This window comes from Dongia sp. (assembly GCF_041906375.1).
In the GTDB taxonomy this organism is placed as follows: domain Bacteria; phylum Pseudomonadota; class Alphaproteobacteria; order Dongiales; family Dongiaceae; genus Dongia.
In genome coordinates this window covers 1-14,108 of record NZ_JAYRJJ010000013.1, presented here as the reverse complement: position 1 = coordinate 14,108, position 14,108 = coordinate 1, and the positions used below count along the sequence as shown (strand labels likewise).

At 64.4% G+C, this 14,108-nt stretch carries 11 protein-coding genes and 1 riboswitch; of the genes, 7 read left to right on the top strand and 4 right to left on the bottom strand.

The genetic code is table 11. From position 1 onward, the window contains the following. Positions 1 to 50 precede the first annotated feature (50 nt). Complete coding sequence (locus ACE3OA_RS20790; protein ID WP_374314420.1) at positions 51 to 1,301, bottom strand: D-amino acid dehydrogenase; 1,251 nt, start codon at positions 1,299 to 1,301, stop codon at positions 51 to 53. 102 nt (positions 1,302 to 1,403) lie between these two features. Here ACE3OA_RS20790 and ACE3OA_RS20785 point away from each other — a divergent pair, with 102 nt between their 5' ends. Continuing rightward, on the top strand, positions 1,404 to 1,868 hold the full coding sequence (locus tag ACE3OA_RS20785; RefSeq protein ID WP_374314419.1) for a hypothetical protein: 465 nt from the start codon (positions 1,404 to 1,406) through the stop codon (positions 1,866 to 1,868). A 107-nt stretch (positions 1,869 to 1,975) separates the two neighbouring features. On the opposite strand, the gene ACE3OA_RS20780 is transcribed toward ACE3OA_RS20785, so the two are convergent. Beyond that, positions 1,976 to 3,130 (bottom strand): glycosyltransferase family 2 protein, encoded by a 1,155-nt coding sequence (locus ACE3OA_RS20780; RefSeq protein WP_374314417.1) that lies wholly within the window; start codon positions 3,128 to 3,130, stop codon positions 1,976 to 1,978. Further along, positions 3,127 to 3,852 (bottom strand): TetR/AcrR family transcriptional regulator, encoded by a 726-nt coding sequence (locus ACE3OA_RS20775; RefSeq protein ID WP_374314415.1) that lies wholly within the window; start codon positions 3,850 to 3,852, stop codon positions 3,127 to 3,129. Before ACE3OA_RS20775 ends, ACE3OA_RS20780 begins: the two co-directional genes overlap by 4 nt. Positions 3,853 to 4,131: 279 nt before the next feature. Here ACE3OA_RS20775 and ACE3OA_RS20770 point away from each other — a divergent pair, with 279 nt between their 5' ends. Beyond that, positions 4,132 to 6,168 (top strand): elongation factor G, encoded by a 2,037-nt coding sequence (locus ACE3OA_RS20770; RefSeq protein WP_374314413.1) that lies wholly within the window; start codon positions 4,132 to 4,134, stop codon positions 6,166 to 6,168. Between the two features lie 94 nt (positions 6,169 to 6,262). Next, a riboswitch (yybP-ykoY riboswitch) is annotated at positions 6,263 to 6,444 on the top strand. Positions 6,445 to 6,452: 8 nt separating this feature from the next. Beyond that, positions 6,453 to 7,031, top strand: a complete 579-nt coding sequence (locus ACE3OA_RS20765) for a TMEM165/GDT1 family protein (protein WP_374314411.1) — start codon at positions 6,453 to 6,455, stop codon at positions 7,029 to 7,031. A 19-nt stretch (positions 7,032 to 7,050) separates the two neighbouring features. Here the strand turns inward: ACE3OA_RS20765 and ACE3OA_RS20760 are convergent, their stop codons facing one another. Further along, complete coding sequence (locus ACE3OA_RS20760) at positions 7,051 to 8,793, bottom strand: PHA/PHB synthase family protein (RefSeq protein ID WP_374314409.1); 1,743 nt, start codon at positions 8,791 to 8,793, stop codon at positions 7,051 to 7,053. A gap of 412 nt (positions 8,794 to 9,205) precedes the next feature. Here ACE3OA_RS20760 and ACE3OA_RS20755 point away from each other — a divergent pair, with 412 nt between their 5' ends. From ACE3OA_RS20755 to ACE3OA_RS20740, 4 genes are all read left to right on the top strand, one after another. Beyond that, positions 9,206 to 10,552, top strand: a complete 1,347-nt coding sequence (locus tag ACE3OA_RS20755; protein WP_374314407.1) for an OmpA family protein — start codon at positions 9,206 to 9,208, stop codon at positions 10,550 to 10,552. 71 nt (positions 10,553 to 10,623) lie between these two features. After that, positions 10,624 to 11,943, top strand: a complete 1,320-nt coding sequence (locus ACE3OA_RS20750) for a homoserine dehydrogenase (RefSeq protein ID WP_374314405.1) — start codon at positions 10,624 to 10,626, stop codon at positions 11,941 to 11,943. A 14-nt stretch (positions 11,944 to 11,957) separates the two neighbouring features. Continuing rightward, positions 11,958 to 12,917 carry a class II fructose-bisphosphatase gene (glpX, locus tag ACE3OA_RS20745; protein WP_374314403.1) on the top strand — a complete coding sequence of 320 codons (960 nt, stop codon included), beginning with the start codon at positions 11,958 to 11,960 and terminating at the stop codon, positions 12,915 to 12,917. A gap of 142 nt (positions 12,918 to 13,059) precedes the next feature. After that, the coding region (locus tag ACE3OA_RS20740; protein WP_374314401.1) for a DHH family phosphoesterase at positions 13,060 to 14,108 on the top strand (1,049 nt) is incomplete at its 3' end.

The window sequence follows — 14,108 nt, the reverse complement described above, 5'->3', positions numbered from 1 at the left end:
GATGAAAGTGACTCGTGGGTGGTACGCCTTCGCGTACCATGACGAGGAAACTAGTATCTCGTGTACAGGAACGGCTCCGGATCGATCTCTGGCTTCCGTCCCAGCATCTGGTCGACGAGAAGACGCGAGGAGCCGCAGGCCATGGTCCAGCCCATATGGCCGTGGCCGGCATTGAGCCACAGGTTGGAAATCGGTGACGGGCCCATGATGGGCGGGCCGTCGGGGGTCATGGGACGGAGGCACGCCCAGTAATCGGGCCGGTCATAGAGGGCGGCCTTGGGGAAAAGGTCGCGCGCCACGCGCAGCATATGGGCGAAATTCCCCGGTTCGAACTCGGTATCGTAGCCCGCGAAATCGGCCGTGGCGGTGAGGCGCAGCCGGTCGCCGAGACGCGAGAACGCCACCAGATGTTCCTCATGCACGCCGCCGATGGTGGGGGCCTCATCGGGATCGGCCACGGGCAAGGTGACCGAATAGCCTTTCACCGGGAAGATCGGCAAATTGAACCCGATCTTCCTTGAGAGCAGCGGCGCGTAGGAACCCAGCGCCATCACATATTGATCGGCGGCAAACTCGCCCTTGTCGGTATAAACGGCGCTGACACGACCACCGGCCACATCGATGCGCGTGATGGTTTCGCCAAAGCGGAAAGTGACGCCCAGGGCCTTGGCGCGCTCCGCGAGGCCCAGCGTGAATTTCCGCGCATCGCCCGATTCGTCGCCCGGCGTGTGCATGCCGCCGGCGAGCTTGTCCTTGGCGTGTTTAAGGCCGGGTTCCAGCGCCACCAGCTGGTCGGGGTCGAGGAAGTTCATCTCGACGCCCTGGTCCATCAGGAAACGCATGCTCTCCTTGCCGGCGCGATAGGCCGCAGGTTCGCTATAGATATAGATGGCACCCTTGGCGGTGCGGTCCCATTCCAGCCTCTCTTCGCGCCCCACGCGCAAGGTCTCGGCCTGGGAATAGACGCACAGCTTGATCTTGGTCTTGGTGGCGGCGCGGTTGCGCGCGAGGGTGCAATTGCGGAGGAACTGCAGGCTCCACAGCCACATGCGGGGATCGAGGCGCAGGCGGTAGCGCAGGGATGTGTCGTTTCGCCACAGGGATTTCAGCAGGATGAGCGGCGCCTTGGGGCTGGCCCAGGAACTGGCATGGCCCGGCGTCACCAGCCCGGCATTGGCAAAGCTGGTTTCCCGCGCCGGTTCCGGCCGCCGGTCGATGACGGTGACCTCATGGCCTTCCTTGGCAAGATAATAGGCCGCGGTCACCCCCAGAAGGCCCGCACCCAGAACGACGATCCGCATTGAAGCCCCACCCTGTTTCTTTGCTTATTGGCCGCAACATTGCCATAAACCGGCGCTAGAGCATAAGGTCTCGACCAAAGAATGAAAGACGGAACCCATCTGATGACGTATCGCTTTCTTGCATCTCTCGTTTCCGCGCTGGTCATGACCGGCGGTGTCGCCCTGGCGCAGAACGCCGCCAGCGGCCCGGCCTTGTCAGTCGAGGAGTTGAAAGGATGCCTGTGCCAGGAGCCGCAGCTAGAGGCCATGCGCAAGGAGATCGCCACGCACCGCGCCATGCTGGACGAACGCCAGGCGCAGCTCAACATGCTGGACGCGCAGATCGCCGAACGGAGGAAGACGCTCGACCCCAACGACGTCATCGGGCAGGAGCTGTTGAAGAACACGATGGCCCAGGCGGCAGCACTGCGCGATCTCATCCAATCGGATACGCGCCTGACGCTCAACCAGGCGGTCAGCGACTACAACGCGCTCGCGGCCAAATATACCGAGACCTGCGTCAACCGCCCGCGCTACGCCTATGACGTCGACATGGCAAAGAAGAACCTGGTCTGCCCGTTGCCCTGAGCGAAAGACCCCTGACCCCAACCCCTCTCCCCATTTCATGGGGCAAGGGGCTTGAGGCCAAGCTCGGTCGAATCTCCCTCGCCCCGCGATAACGGGGTGAGGGGCGTTTACCGGTGCGCCAATCCGAGCACGCCTTTGAAGAAAGCGGTGAAGGCCAGCTGCAGGCCGACGCAAAGCGCAGTCGAGGCCGGCACCAGCAGCCGCATCATGGCTCCGGTGTCGAGATTGCCGAAGCCCGCCTCGCGCCAGGTGAGAATGGCGGTGGCGATGCCCACCAGGCCGCTGAGTGTGAGGAGGCCGCCCACCACCAGCAGAAGCTCGAGCGACAGCCGGTCGGCCAATGAGCGGAAGCGGGCGCTGGGCGGCAGCAGATGGTTGGCGATGCAGAATTGCTTGGCCAGCACCGCCAGCGCCACCGCCTGCGTGCCGACGATGACGGCAATACCCGCCAGCAGCAGCGTGTTGATGTCGAAGGTGATATTGGCGATGCGCACCGGGCCCAGGGTAAGGGCCACCAGAAGCACGAAACCGCAGAAGCCGATGAGGATGCCCGGATAGAGGAACAGCCATTCCGGGCTCAGCATCAGCAGGAAGCGCAAATGCCGCCAGCCGTCGCGCCAGCTCCTGAGATGCGGCGGCCGCGAGCGGCCATCCGGCGACAGGGTCGTCGGCACCTCGGTGACCTTGAGGCCATTGAGGGTCGCCTTGACGATCATCTCGCTCGCAAATTCCATGCCCGTGGTGCGGAGATCGAGCGCGCGGATGGCATCGCGCGAGAAGCCGCGCAGGCCGCAATGAAAATCGCCGAGCGGGCTGCGGAAGAAGAGCTTGCCGATGCCCGTCAACACAGGATTGCCGAGATAGCGGTGGAGCGGCGGCATGGCGCCGGGCTTGATCCCGCCTTTGAAGCGGTTGCCCATGACCAGTTCATACCCGGCGCGCAATTGTGTCACGAAGGGCATGAGGGCGGAGAAGTCGTAGGAATCGTCGGAATCGCCCATGATGACGAAACGGCCCGCCGCCGCCTCGATGCCGCCGATGAGGGCTGCGCCATAGCCCTTCACCGGAATATCGACCACGCGCGCCCCTTCGCTGCGTGCCAGATCCTGCGATCGGTCGGTGCTGCCATTGTCGGCGATCAATACCTCGCCGACGATCTTCTGTTCCTCGAGGAAGCGCCGCGCCTTCCTGATACAGACCGCCAAGGTTTCCGCCTCGTTGAGGCAGGGCATGAGGATGGTGAGTTCGCAAGCACCGGTCATGACACGCTCCGGGCGCGGGCGGATGCGCGGCGGGGGCCAGTGGCGGCTCGGTCCAATCCCTCCCCCTTCAGGGGGAGGTTAGGTGGGGGCATGGGTGAGGATTTGCCGATAGCCGGACTGGCCCTGGCCCCCCTCCCGACCTCCCCCCTGAAGGTGGGAGGGGCTGCAATCTTCAAACACGCGGCCAGCGTTTCCGCCTCGATCCGCTGCATGCCCGGCGTCAGCAGGCCATAGACCATGAACGTGGCCGGCTGCAGGATGAGGCCCAGCAATTGCGCGGTGACGAGGTCGGGATTGTCGATATCGACCTCGGCATTCTTCTGCGCGTCGCTCACCAGCCGGTGCAGTACCTGCACCGGCGATTGCGTCTTCGATTTCAACTTGGGCAGTTCCTGGTGCTGGGTCAGCAGCAGGAAGCGGAACAGCAGCGGCTCCTCGTCGAAGAAGCGGCAGAAGCGGTGAATCATGCCGCTCAGGCGACTTGTGAAATCGCCTTTTGCCTTGGCGAGGTCGGCAAGTTCCTTGGCAAGGCCCGCATAGTTCTCGGAGAAGAGTTTCCAGGCCAGATCCTCTTTCGAGGCGTAATGGCGATAGAGCCCGCCCTCAGCAATGTCGGCAAGGCTCGCGATATCGCGCACCGATGTGCCGAGCACGCCCTTGGTGACGAAGAGTTCGAGTGCGGCCTGCTTGATCCGGTTTCTGGTCGCCAATCCGCGCGGCATGCTTTCCCCAAAGCAGCTGTGAACAATCGTTCACGAGATTGCCCGATCCGGCGTCCCTTGCCAAGCGTCAGCAAGGCTCACCTTCATATTGCGATGCAATGCAATTGAGGCGGTTTTGCCGCAGCTTTTATCCTTGCGGCGGGTGGCAGCGGCTGAAAGACTTTGATCGTACCGGCCCCGCAGAAGACCGGACCTCTCACGCAAAACTTCATCAGCGAAACGGAGGTCACGATGGCGACAATTTCGCAAGGCACTGGAACCCAAAACGGCAGAGAAGTGATGGCGCCACGGTGCGCCGCGATCGTTGGTCCCTACTTGAGCGGCAAGACCGCACTCCTCGAAAGTCTCCTCTTCGTCACCGGCGCCATCTCGCGCAAGGGTTCCGCCAAGGAAGGCAATACCGTTTCCGACAGTTCGGCCGAAGCGCGGGCGCGCAAGATGTCGGTCGAAGTGACTGCCGCCACCACCGACTATCTGGGTGAGCGCTGGTGTTTCCTCGATTGCCCCGGTTCGGTCGAACTGGCACAGGAAACGCGCAATGCGCTGATGGTAGCCGATGTCGCCATCGTCGTGGCCGAGCCGCTGATCGACAAGGCACTGATGCTGGCGCCGACCCTCAAATTCCTCGACGATCACCAGATCCCGCACATCCTGTTCATCAACAAGATGGATATATCGACCCACCGCGTGCGCGAAATGCTGGATGCGCTGCAGGCCGTCTCGGCGCGACCGCTGGTCCTGCGCCAGGTGCCGATCCGCGGTGCCGGGAAGGATGGCGGCGAAGTCACCGGCTATGTCGATCTGGTGAGCGAGCGCGCCTATAAATACCATCCGGGCCAGGAATCAGACCTCATCCAGATGCCGGAAGAAGTATTGCCGCGCGAACAGGAAGCGCGCGGACGCATGCTGGAATCGCTGGCCGATTTCGACGATCACCTGATGGAGGAAATCCTCAGCGACGTGGCGCCGCCAAAGGAGGAAATCTACCAGCAATTCGCCAAGGACCTCGCGGCCGACCTCATCGTGCCCGTCCTGCTGGGCGAAGCGGAACGCGATGGCGGCGTGCGGCGGCTTTTGAAGGCGCTGCGTCATGAGGTGCCGGGGCCGGAAGCCACGGCCCAGCGTCTCGGCATTTCAAGCTTCGATGCCTCGACCCTGGTGTTCAAGACCTATCACCAGCCCCATGCCGGCAAGCTGTCCCTGGCGCGGATCTTCGGCGGCAAGGTCGGCGAAGGTTCCGTGCTCAACGGGGTGCGTGTTGCGGGCGTATTGCGGCCGAAGGGCAATGCCTTCGACAAGGTTCCCGAGGCCAAGACCGGCGAGGTGGTGGCACTTGCCCGCATGGAGGAAGTGAAGACCGGCGATTTGCTGACCGCTTCGGGCAAGCGGAACCCGGATTTCGCCTGGCCGGCACCGCTGGAACCGCTCTTTGCCCTGGCGATCGATGCCGAGAACCGCGCCGATGAAGTGAAGCTCACCGCGGCCCTTGCCAAGCTCATCGAGGAGGACACGTCGCTGGCCTTCACCAACGATCCCAGCACCCACGAGCTGCTGCTGTCCGGCCAGGGCGAAATTCACCTCGCCATCGCCTTCGACCGGCTGAAGAACCGCTTCGGCCTGCCGATGAAGCATCGCCGGCCGCAGGTCAGTTACAAGGAAACGATCCGCAACGGCGTCAAGCAGCACAGCCGCTTCAAGCGCCAGTCGGGTGGCCACGGCCAGTTTGCCGACGTGCATATCGAAGTGTGGCCGCTGGAGCGCGGCAAGGGTTACGAGTTCCATGACCGTGTCGTTGGCGGTTCGGTGCCGCGGCAATTCATCGGCTCGGTCGAGGATGGGGCGCGTGAATCGCTGGTGCGCGGACCGCTCGGCTTCCCGGTGGTGGATGTCGCAGTGGCGCTCTTCGACGGCCAGTATCATTCGGTCGATTCCTCCGACATGGCCTTCAAGACCGTGGCGCGTCAGGCGATGCAGGAAGCCCTGCCGCTATGCGGACCGGTGCTGCTGGAGCCGATCTTTGCGGTCGAGGTCTCGGCCCCGGCGGAATTCACCGCGCGGGTCCATAACCTCGTCACCGGTCGGCGCGGCCAGATCCTCAACTTCCAGGCCAAGGAGGATTGGACCGGCTGGGAAGTGGTCGAGGCGCTGGTGCCGCAATCCGAGCTTCACGACATGATCATCGAGCTCCGCTCGCTGACGCTGGGCATCGGCAATTTCGCCTGCCAGTTCGACCATCTGCAGGAACTGTCCGGGCGCCTTGCCGACAAGGTGATCGAACAACGCCAGTCCGGCATGGCGCAGAAGGGGGCCGCCTAGTCGCCCATGTCTTTGCCGCGAAATTTCGCGGCAGAGCATGCCTTTAGCCTTGCGGCAATCGCGGCTATTGCCGGAAATCGGGGCGTCTGATAGGAAGGCGCCGTCATTGGGGAGTAGCCGCTCTTCCCTCACCGGAAGAGGCGTCCGTCAACATACTTGGCCGATAGGCCATGGCTGGCGCAGTTCCTGAGCTTGGCAAGACCTTTGACCACAGCGCCTCCGCCATTGGCCGGGGATGCGTCGTGGTCATTCGTCTTTTTCGCCGGCCAGGGAAATGAAAGAAAATGGAAGCCCTCCTCGTTTCGACTGGCGTCGTGACCCTCGCTGAAATCGGCGACAAGACGCAGCTCCTCGCCTTCCTGCTCGCCGCCCGCTTCAAGAAACCAGTGCCCATCATCCTCGGCATCCTGGTGGCGACCCTGTTCAACCACGGCATCGCCGGTGCGCTCGGCGCCTGGATCACCAGCGTCATCAGCCCCGAAATCATGCGCTGGGTGCTGGGCCTCTCCTTCATCGCCATGGCGGTCTGGACCCTGATCCCCGATGAAATCGAGGAAGAGGAAACCAGGATCGCCAAGCGCTTCGGTGTCTTCGGCGCCACTTTGGTCACCTTCTTTCTGGCCGAGATGGGCGACAAGACGCAGGTCGCCACCGTCGCCATGGCCGCGCATTACGCGACGCCGGTCATGGTCGTCATCGGGACGACACTCGGCATGCTCATAGCCGACGTGCCCGCCGTCTTCATCGGCGACAAACTGGCCTCGCGCATTCCGATGAAACCGGTGCACATCACCGCCGCCGCCATCTTTGCGCTGCTGGGCGTGATGACCCTGCTGGGGGCCGGGAAAGAGTTGGGTTTCTAGGGGTGCCAGGTGACGGCGCCTATTGCGCCATCACCTTCACGTAAGACCCCGGCGCGTCCTCGGTGGCTTTGAGCTTGCCGGCGCCGGGCTGGCGCGCCGGCACCTCACCATCGGCGAAGGCGGCGATCCATTTCTGCCATTCCGGCCACCAGGAGCCGGGGCGGTGCTGGGCGCTTTCCAGCCAGGTTTCGGGCTTGGGCGGATAGGTCTTCGTGCTGCCGATCCAATGGCTGTATTTGCCCGCAGCCGGCGGGTTGACGACGCCGGCGATGTGGCCGGAGGCGGCCAGCACAAAGGTGACCGGCCCCTGATAGGTCTGGGTGGCCGCATAGGCCGCGACCCAGGGGGCGATGTGATCCTCGCGCGTCGCCAGCACGAAGGTCGGCTGGCGGATGCTGGTGAGGTCGATCGGCACCCCATCGAGCGTGACGCCGCCCGGCTGGATGAGCAGGTTCTTCTGATACATGTTGCGCAGGTAGAAACTGTGCATCGCCGCCGGCATGCGCGTGGAATCGGAATTCCAATAGAGCAGGTCGAAGGGGAACGGTTCCTTGCCCAGCAGGTAGTTGTTGATGACGAAGGACCAGATGAGGTCGTTGGCGCGCAGCATGTTGAAGGTTGCCGCCATCTCAGCGCCTTCGAGGAAGCCGCGCTGGTTCATCTTGTCTTCAAGCGCGGTCAGCTGCTCCTCGTCGATGAAGACGGAAAGCTCACCGGCCTCGGCAAAGTCGATCATGGTGGTGAAGAAGGTGGCGCTGGCCACGATCTCCTGCCGCTTCTTGGTCTGGAGATAAGAGAGCAGGCAGGCGAGCAGCGTGCCGCCCAGGCAATAGCCGATGACGTTGACGCTCTTTTCGCCGGTATCCTTGAGGATTGCCTCGATGGCGGCCAATGGGCCTTCCAGCATGTAATCGGAGAAGGATTTCTGGGCCAGGCGCTCGTCCGGATTGACCCAGGAGACGATGTAGACCGTCTGGCCCTGGTCGACCGCCCATTTCACGAAGGAATTCTGCGGCTTCAGGTCGAGGATATAATATTTGTTGATCCAGGGCGGGATGATCAGCAGCGGCCGCTTGGCGACCTTCTGGGTGGTCGGCGTGTATTGGATGAGCTGGATGAGGTCGTTCTGGAAGACGACCTTGCCCGGCTGGACAGCGACGTTCTTGCCGATCTCGAACGCCTCGCGGTCGGTCATCGAGATCTTGAGCTTGCCGTTGCCGCGTTCCAGATCCTCCAGCAGGTTCTCCAGCCCCTTGACCAGATTCTCACCGCGGCTTTCCAGCGTCGTGCGCAGGACCTCGGGGTTGGTCATGACGAAATTGCTGGGCGCCATCGCATCGACGAACTGGCGCGTGTAGAAGTCGACCTTCTTGGCCGTCTTGTCGTCGAGCCCGTCCACCGTGCGCACGGTGTTCTGCAGCCAGCGCGCGGTCAGCAGATAGGATTGCTTGATGTAGTCGAAGACCTGGTTGTCGTTCCAGGCGGAATCCTTGAAGCGGCGATCGTCCTTGGCGGGGGCGATGATCGGCTCGGCCTCGTGGCCCATCATGCGCGCGGCCGTGCTCTGCCACAGGTTCATATAGTCCTGCCAGAGCGAGACCTGGGCCTCGATCAATTTGGCCGGGTCGCCCATCATCCGGGTCGTCATTTCCAGAAAGGCGCGCCCCAGGCTCTGGGCATCCGGGCCGATGCTGAAATCATGGGCATGGCGGGTGAGGAAATCCTGCATCAAGCGCTGCGACTGCTCGGCGATGCGGCTCATCGACTCCGCCATCACCCCGGGATCGATTTTGGGGGGATCGACCTTGGAGGGATCGGCGGTTTGGGGATCCGGGCTTGTGGAATTGGGGGTCGATGGGCCCGCTTTTGGCGGATCAACGCGATTTGCCTTGCCTTGGTTCGTCCCGGGCCGGTTGCCGGCGTCGCTCTTCGCCATTGTCGATCCTTAGAAAGGATAAAAATAACAACGATTTAGGGGCCAACGCTTTTTAACGTCCATGATCTCGCTTGTTTGTTATAGTAGCGCAGTCTAAAAAATCGGAACTTTTATTTTGCGCCAGTACTTTGCGCGCTAGGATAAGCGCTCCGGACCCCGGTCTTGTTCCTGGGTTTTGTTGCGTTTCATGCCAGCGTTTTGCGACTGGGTCTTTGGCCGGGGCTGTGGGGAGGTTGTAATGGTTGATTTTTCGGATTTGGCCGCGTCGCGCGGTGTTGCTGTTGCCGAGGCCGTCGGGCGCTTTGCCATGATGTCCGGTTCGGCGCTCCGGCCCTTCCTGCCGCATTCGGGCGATTCGATGCGCCACCCCAGCCTGAAGCGCTGGGCGACCGTGGCCGCCTTCATCGCCATCACCGGCTGTTCGACCGGCGACACGCAATATCCGGCCCAGGCCGCCGCATCGAAGCAGGCCGCGGCCGACGCCGCTAAAGCCAGCGGCGAGACCGCCGCCGCCCAGACAGCCAATGCCGCGACGGCTTCGGCCAGCGGCGGCAGCGTCCCCGACATCAACAGCGTGCCGAAAACGCCGCCGGTGCCGGCCGATCTCGATGCCGGCGTGCAGCCCGGCCTCTCGGCCGACCGCACCAATGCCCAATATACCGACGAAACTCTGATGGCCCCCGGCGACGCCGTCGCCCGTCCGGCCGCCCCGGCCCCCGTGGCCGCGGCCTCGACGCCCCCGGCTTCGACCGTCCCCTCGTCGACAGCTCCGGCCGGGACACCCGCCCCGCAGGTGGCCGGCGTCAGCCAGCAGCCGCTGGCGCCCGCGATCGTCGGCCAGTATCCGGCCCCGCAGATGACCCCGCTGGGCTCCGTGAGCCAGGGCTATATCGGCCAGCCGCAGCCGGGCTCGAAGCCGCTTGGCGGTGGTGCCGGCCAGAACGCCTATGTCGTCCAGCCCGGCGCCCTGCCGCAGGCAAGCGCCCCCACGGTCGTCGCCACCCCGGTCATGGTCGACTATTCCTCGGTCGCCGCCGGCGGTACCTATGGTTACGCATCCTACAGCCCCTATCAGCGCAACAATCCGGCCCAGGCCTATTACCGCTCGCCCTATGGCGTGACCCAGCCGGTCGCCTATGGCGGCGCGGCGTTGCCCTATGCGGCGCCTTATGCCGCTCCGGGCTACCAGTCTTATGCCCCGGCCGCGGTGCCGCCGCTGCCGGCCGCCGGCCAGCCGGTCGGCGTGGTGTTCTTCAACAACGGTTCAGCCAAGCTCGGCCGCGACGACCAGCGCGTGGTCAAGCAGATTGCCGAGATGCACCGCTATTACGGCGGCGTGATCCGCATCGTCGGCCATGCCAGCCAGCGCACCGGCAACATGAACCCCTATGCCCAGGACCAGGTGAATTACGCCGTCTCGATGAAGCGCGCCAATGCGATCGCCCGGGCGCTGACCCGTCGCGGCGTCCCGGCCGGCTACATCCAGGTGGCGGCTGCCGGTTCGGCTGCCCCCGTGGCAGTCGAGACCATGCCGGCGGGCGAGGCGAACAACCGCCGCGTCGAGATCTACCTCTCCGCTTACTGATTACTGAAGCTCCGGGTTCTATTTGATCATGAACAGGCTTGATGACTCGGCGCGGCCGAGGGGCGGCGCGCGTGGCCGCTGATCGAAAACCCACAACGGCCGCACCGCTGCGGGTGGGACTTGCCGGCCTCGGCACCGTCGGCATCGGCGTGATCGAGGTTCTGCAGCAGAACGCCAGCATCATTTCCAAGCATTGCCCGCGTCCCATTGTCGTCACCGCCGTCTCGGCGCGCGACCGAAGCAAGGATCGCGGCGTCGATCTGTCCGGTGTCGACTGGGTCGATGATGCGGTGATGCTTGCCGATCATCCGAAGGTCGACGTCGTCGTCGAAGTCATCGGCGGGTCCGAGGGCAAGGCCAAGGACCTCATCGAAAAAGCCATCTCCAACAAGCGCCATGTGGTGACCGCCAACAAGGCGCTGCTGGCCCATCACGGCACGGCCCTGGCGCTTGCCGCCGAACGCGCCGGCGTGGGCCTCGCCTACGAAGCGGCGGTGGCCGGCGGCATTCCGGTCATCAAGGCGATGCGCGAAGGCCTTGCCGCCAACCGCATCAGTTCCGTCTATGGCATCCTCAACGGCACCTGCAATTACATTCTGACGCAGATGCGCGAAACGGGGCGTGAATTCGCCGATGTGCTCGCGGAAGCGCAGAAGCTCGGCTATGCCGAGGCCGATCCCAGCTTCGACGTCGACGGCATCGATGCCGCGCACAAGCTCTCGATCCTCACGTCGGTGGCCTTCGGCTGCGCGGTCAATTTCGCCGGCGTCCATGTCTCCGGCATCCGCAATGTCTCGGCCATGGACATCGCCTATGCCGACGAGCTGGGCTACCGCATCAAATTGCTGGGCCTTGCGCGCCAGACACCCCATGGCATCGAGCAGCGCGTCCATGCCTGCATGGTGCCCAGCGCCAGCACCATCGCCAAGGTCGACGGCGTCTTCAACGCGGTCGTCACCAGCGGCAATTTCGTGGGCGAGAACATCGCCATCGGCCGGGGCGCCGGCCGGGGGCCCACCGCCTCGGCCATTGTCGCCGATCTGATGGACATCGCCCGCGGCTTCATCCTGCCCGCCTTCTCGGCGCCGGCAGACAGTTTGGAACTTGCGGCGCAGGCGCCTGTTGGGCTCCATGCCGGGTCCTATTACCTGCGGTTGATGGTGGTGGATAAACCCGGCGTCGTTGCCGATATCGCCGGTGTCATGCGCGATGAAAGCGTATCGATGGAGGCGTTGATCCAGCGCGCCCGCGCGCCGGGGGAAGCGGTGCCGATCGTTCTGACCACTCATGAGACGACCGAGGCGGCCATCGGCCGCGTCGTGGCGCGTCTTGCCCAGGTGAATTCGATTCTCGAGCCCGCGCATGTGCTGCCGATCGAGACGCTGAGTTGAAGGAGAGTTAAGAGATGGACCGCAATCTGGCCCTCGAGGCCGTTCGCGTCACCGAAGCCGCAGCCCTTGCCGCCTCCCGCCTGATGGGGCGCGGTGACGAAAAGGCCGCCGACCAGGCCGCCGTCGATGCCATGCGCCGCGCGCTCAACGACCTGCCGATCGACGGCACGGTGGTGATCGGCGAAGGCGAGCGCGACGAGGCGCCGATGCTCTATATCGGCGAAAAGGTCGGCGCCGGCGGCCAGAAGATCGACATTGCGCTTGATCCGCTGGAAGGCACCACCATCACCGCCAAAGGCGGCACCAATGCGCTGGCGGTCATCGCCATGGCCGAGGCCGGCGGTTTCTTGAATGCGCCCGACACCTATATGGAAAAGATCAGCGTCGGGCCGGGCCTGCCCGACGGCCTCGTCGATCTCGATGCAAGCCCGGCCGAGAATTTGAAGAATCTCGCCAAGGCCAAGGGCATGGACATCAGCGACCTCGTCGCCTGCATCCTCGACCGTCCGCGCCATGCCGACCTCATCGCCAAGGTGCGTGCCACGGGGGCGCGCATCATGCTCATTTCCGATGGCGACGTGGCCGGCGTCATCGCGACCGCCAAGCCCGGCACGGGTGTCGACATCTATATGGGCCAAGGCGGCGCGCCTGAAGGTGTCCTCGCGGCAGCTGCCTTGCGCTGCATCGGTGGCCAGATGCAGGGCCGTCTCGTCTTCAGGAACGAGGATGAGAAGGGCCGTGCGCGCAAGATCGGCATCACCGATCTCAACCGCAAATACGGCCTGATGGATCTGGCCAAGGGCGACGTCATGTTCGCCGCGACCGGCGTCACCGACGGCCCGATGCTGACCGGCGTGCGCCGCTCCACGACCAGCGCCAGCACCCATTCCATGGTGATGCGCTCGAAGACCGGCACCGTCCGCATCATCGAAGCCCAGCACAACTGGACCATCAAGAAGCCGCAGGGCGTCTGATGTGTCGGGCGCGCTGATCCCGCCTCGCGCCCCTCACCCCGACCCTCTCCCCGCTATCGCGGGGCGAGGGAGTCCCTATCGAGCCTGTGCAACAAGCCCCTCGCCCCTCTGGGGAGAGGGGTTGGGGTGAGGGGCGTGTTCGATGACCGCTTCTGAAGCCTTTCTCGGCGTCGCCCATTCGGCCAGCGGTCGGCTGTGGCGGCAACGCGCCTATGATGATCGCCTAGGGCTTGCCATCGCCCAGCGCCTCGATCTCCCTGAACTGATCGGCCAGCTTCTCGCGGCCCGCGGCCAGGATCTGGAGAAGGCCGCCGCTTATCTGGAGCCGCGCCTTCGCGACCAGATGCCGGACCCCTCTCTCTTCCGCGACATGGACCGGGCGGCGAACCGACTTGCCGATGCCATCGAAAAAGGCGAGCAGATTGCTATTTTCGGCGATTACGATGTCGACGGCGCCACCTCCTCGGCACTGTTGATGCGTTTCCTGCAGGCGGTCGGCGCCAAGGCGCCCATCCTCTATGTCCCCGACCGCCTCGCCGAAGGCTACGGCCCCAACGCGCCGGCCATGCGGCAGCTGGCCGCGCAAGGCGCCCGGCTTGTCATCACGGTGGATTGCGGCATCACGGCCTTTGCGCCGCTGGAAGCAGCCAAGGAGGCCGGCCTCGACGTGCTGGTGGTCGACCATCATGTGGCCGAACCGCGCCTGCCCATGGCCCATGCCGTGGTCAATCCCAACCGCCTCGACGAAAGTGGCCAACACGGCCAGCTCGCCGCCGTGGGTGTTGCCTTCCTGGTCGTCGTCGCCACCAACCGCACATTGCGCCAGCGCGGCTTCTACGCCGGCGGCCGGGTCGAACCGGACCTCATGCAATGGCTCGACATCGTGGCGCTGGGCACGGTGGCCGATGTGGTGCCGCTGACCGGCATCAACCGCGCGCTGGTGGCGCAAGGGTTGAAGGTAATGGCGGGGCGCAAGAATGCGGGCCTCGCGGCCCTTTCCGACGTCGCCCGCATCAATGAACGCCCCAGCTCCTATCATGCGGGCTTCCTGCTGGGGCCCCGCGTCAATGCCGGCGGCCGGGTGGGGCGCTCCGATCTCGGCGCCCGGCTGCTCGCCAGCGACGACGCGACCTTCGCCCGTTCCATCGCCGCCGAACTCGACGCGCTCAACACCGAACGGCGCGATATCGA

Coding starts and splice junctions, on each gene's coding strand:
- ACE3OA_RS20790 (WP_374314420.1), bottom strand. CDS start 1,301: ATGCGGATCGTCGTTCTGGGTGCGGGCCTTCTGGGGGTGACCGCGGCC.
- ACE3OA_RS20785 (WP_374314419.1), top strand. CDS start 1,404: ATGACGTATCGCTTTCTTGCATCTCTCGTTTCCGCGCTGGTCATGACC.
- ACE3OA_RS20780 (WP_374314417.1), bottom strand. CDS start 3,130: ATGACCGGTGCTTGCGAACTCACCATCCTCATGCCCTGCCTCAACGAG.
- ACE3OA_RS20775 (WP_374314415.1), bottom strand. CDS start 3,852: ATGCCGCGCGGATTGGCGACCAGAAACCGGATCAAGCAGGCCGCACTC.
- ACE3OA_RS20770 (WP_374314413.1), top strand. CDS start 4,132: ATGGCGCCACGGTGCGCCGCGATCGTTGGTCCCTACTTGAGCGGCAAG.
- ACE3OA_RS20765 (WP_374314411.1), top strand. CDS start 6,453: ATGGAAGCCCTCCTCGTTTCGACTGGCGTCGTGACCCTCGCTGAAATC.
- ACE3OA_RS20760 (WP_374314409.1), bottom strand. CDS start 8,793: ATGAGCCGCATCGCCGAGCAGTCGCAGCGCTTGATGCAGGATTTCCTC.
- ACE3OA_RS20755 (WP_374314407.1), top strand. CDS start 9,206: ATGGTTGATTTTTCGGATTTGGCCGCGTCGCGCGGTGTTGCTGTTGCC.
- glpX (WP_374314403.1), top strand. CDS start 11,958: ATGGACCGCAATCTGGCCCTCGAGGCCGTTCGCGTCACCGAAGCCGCA.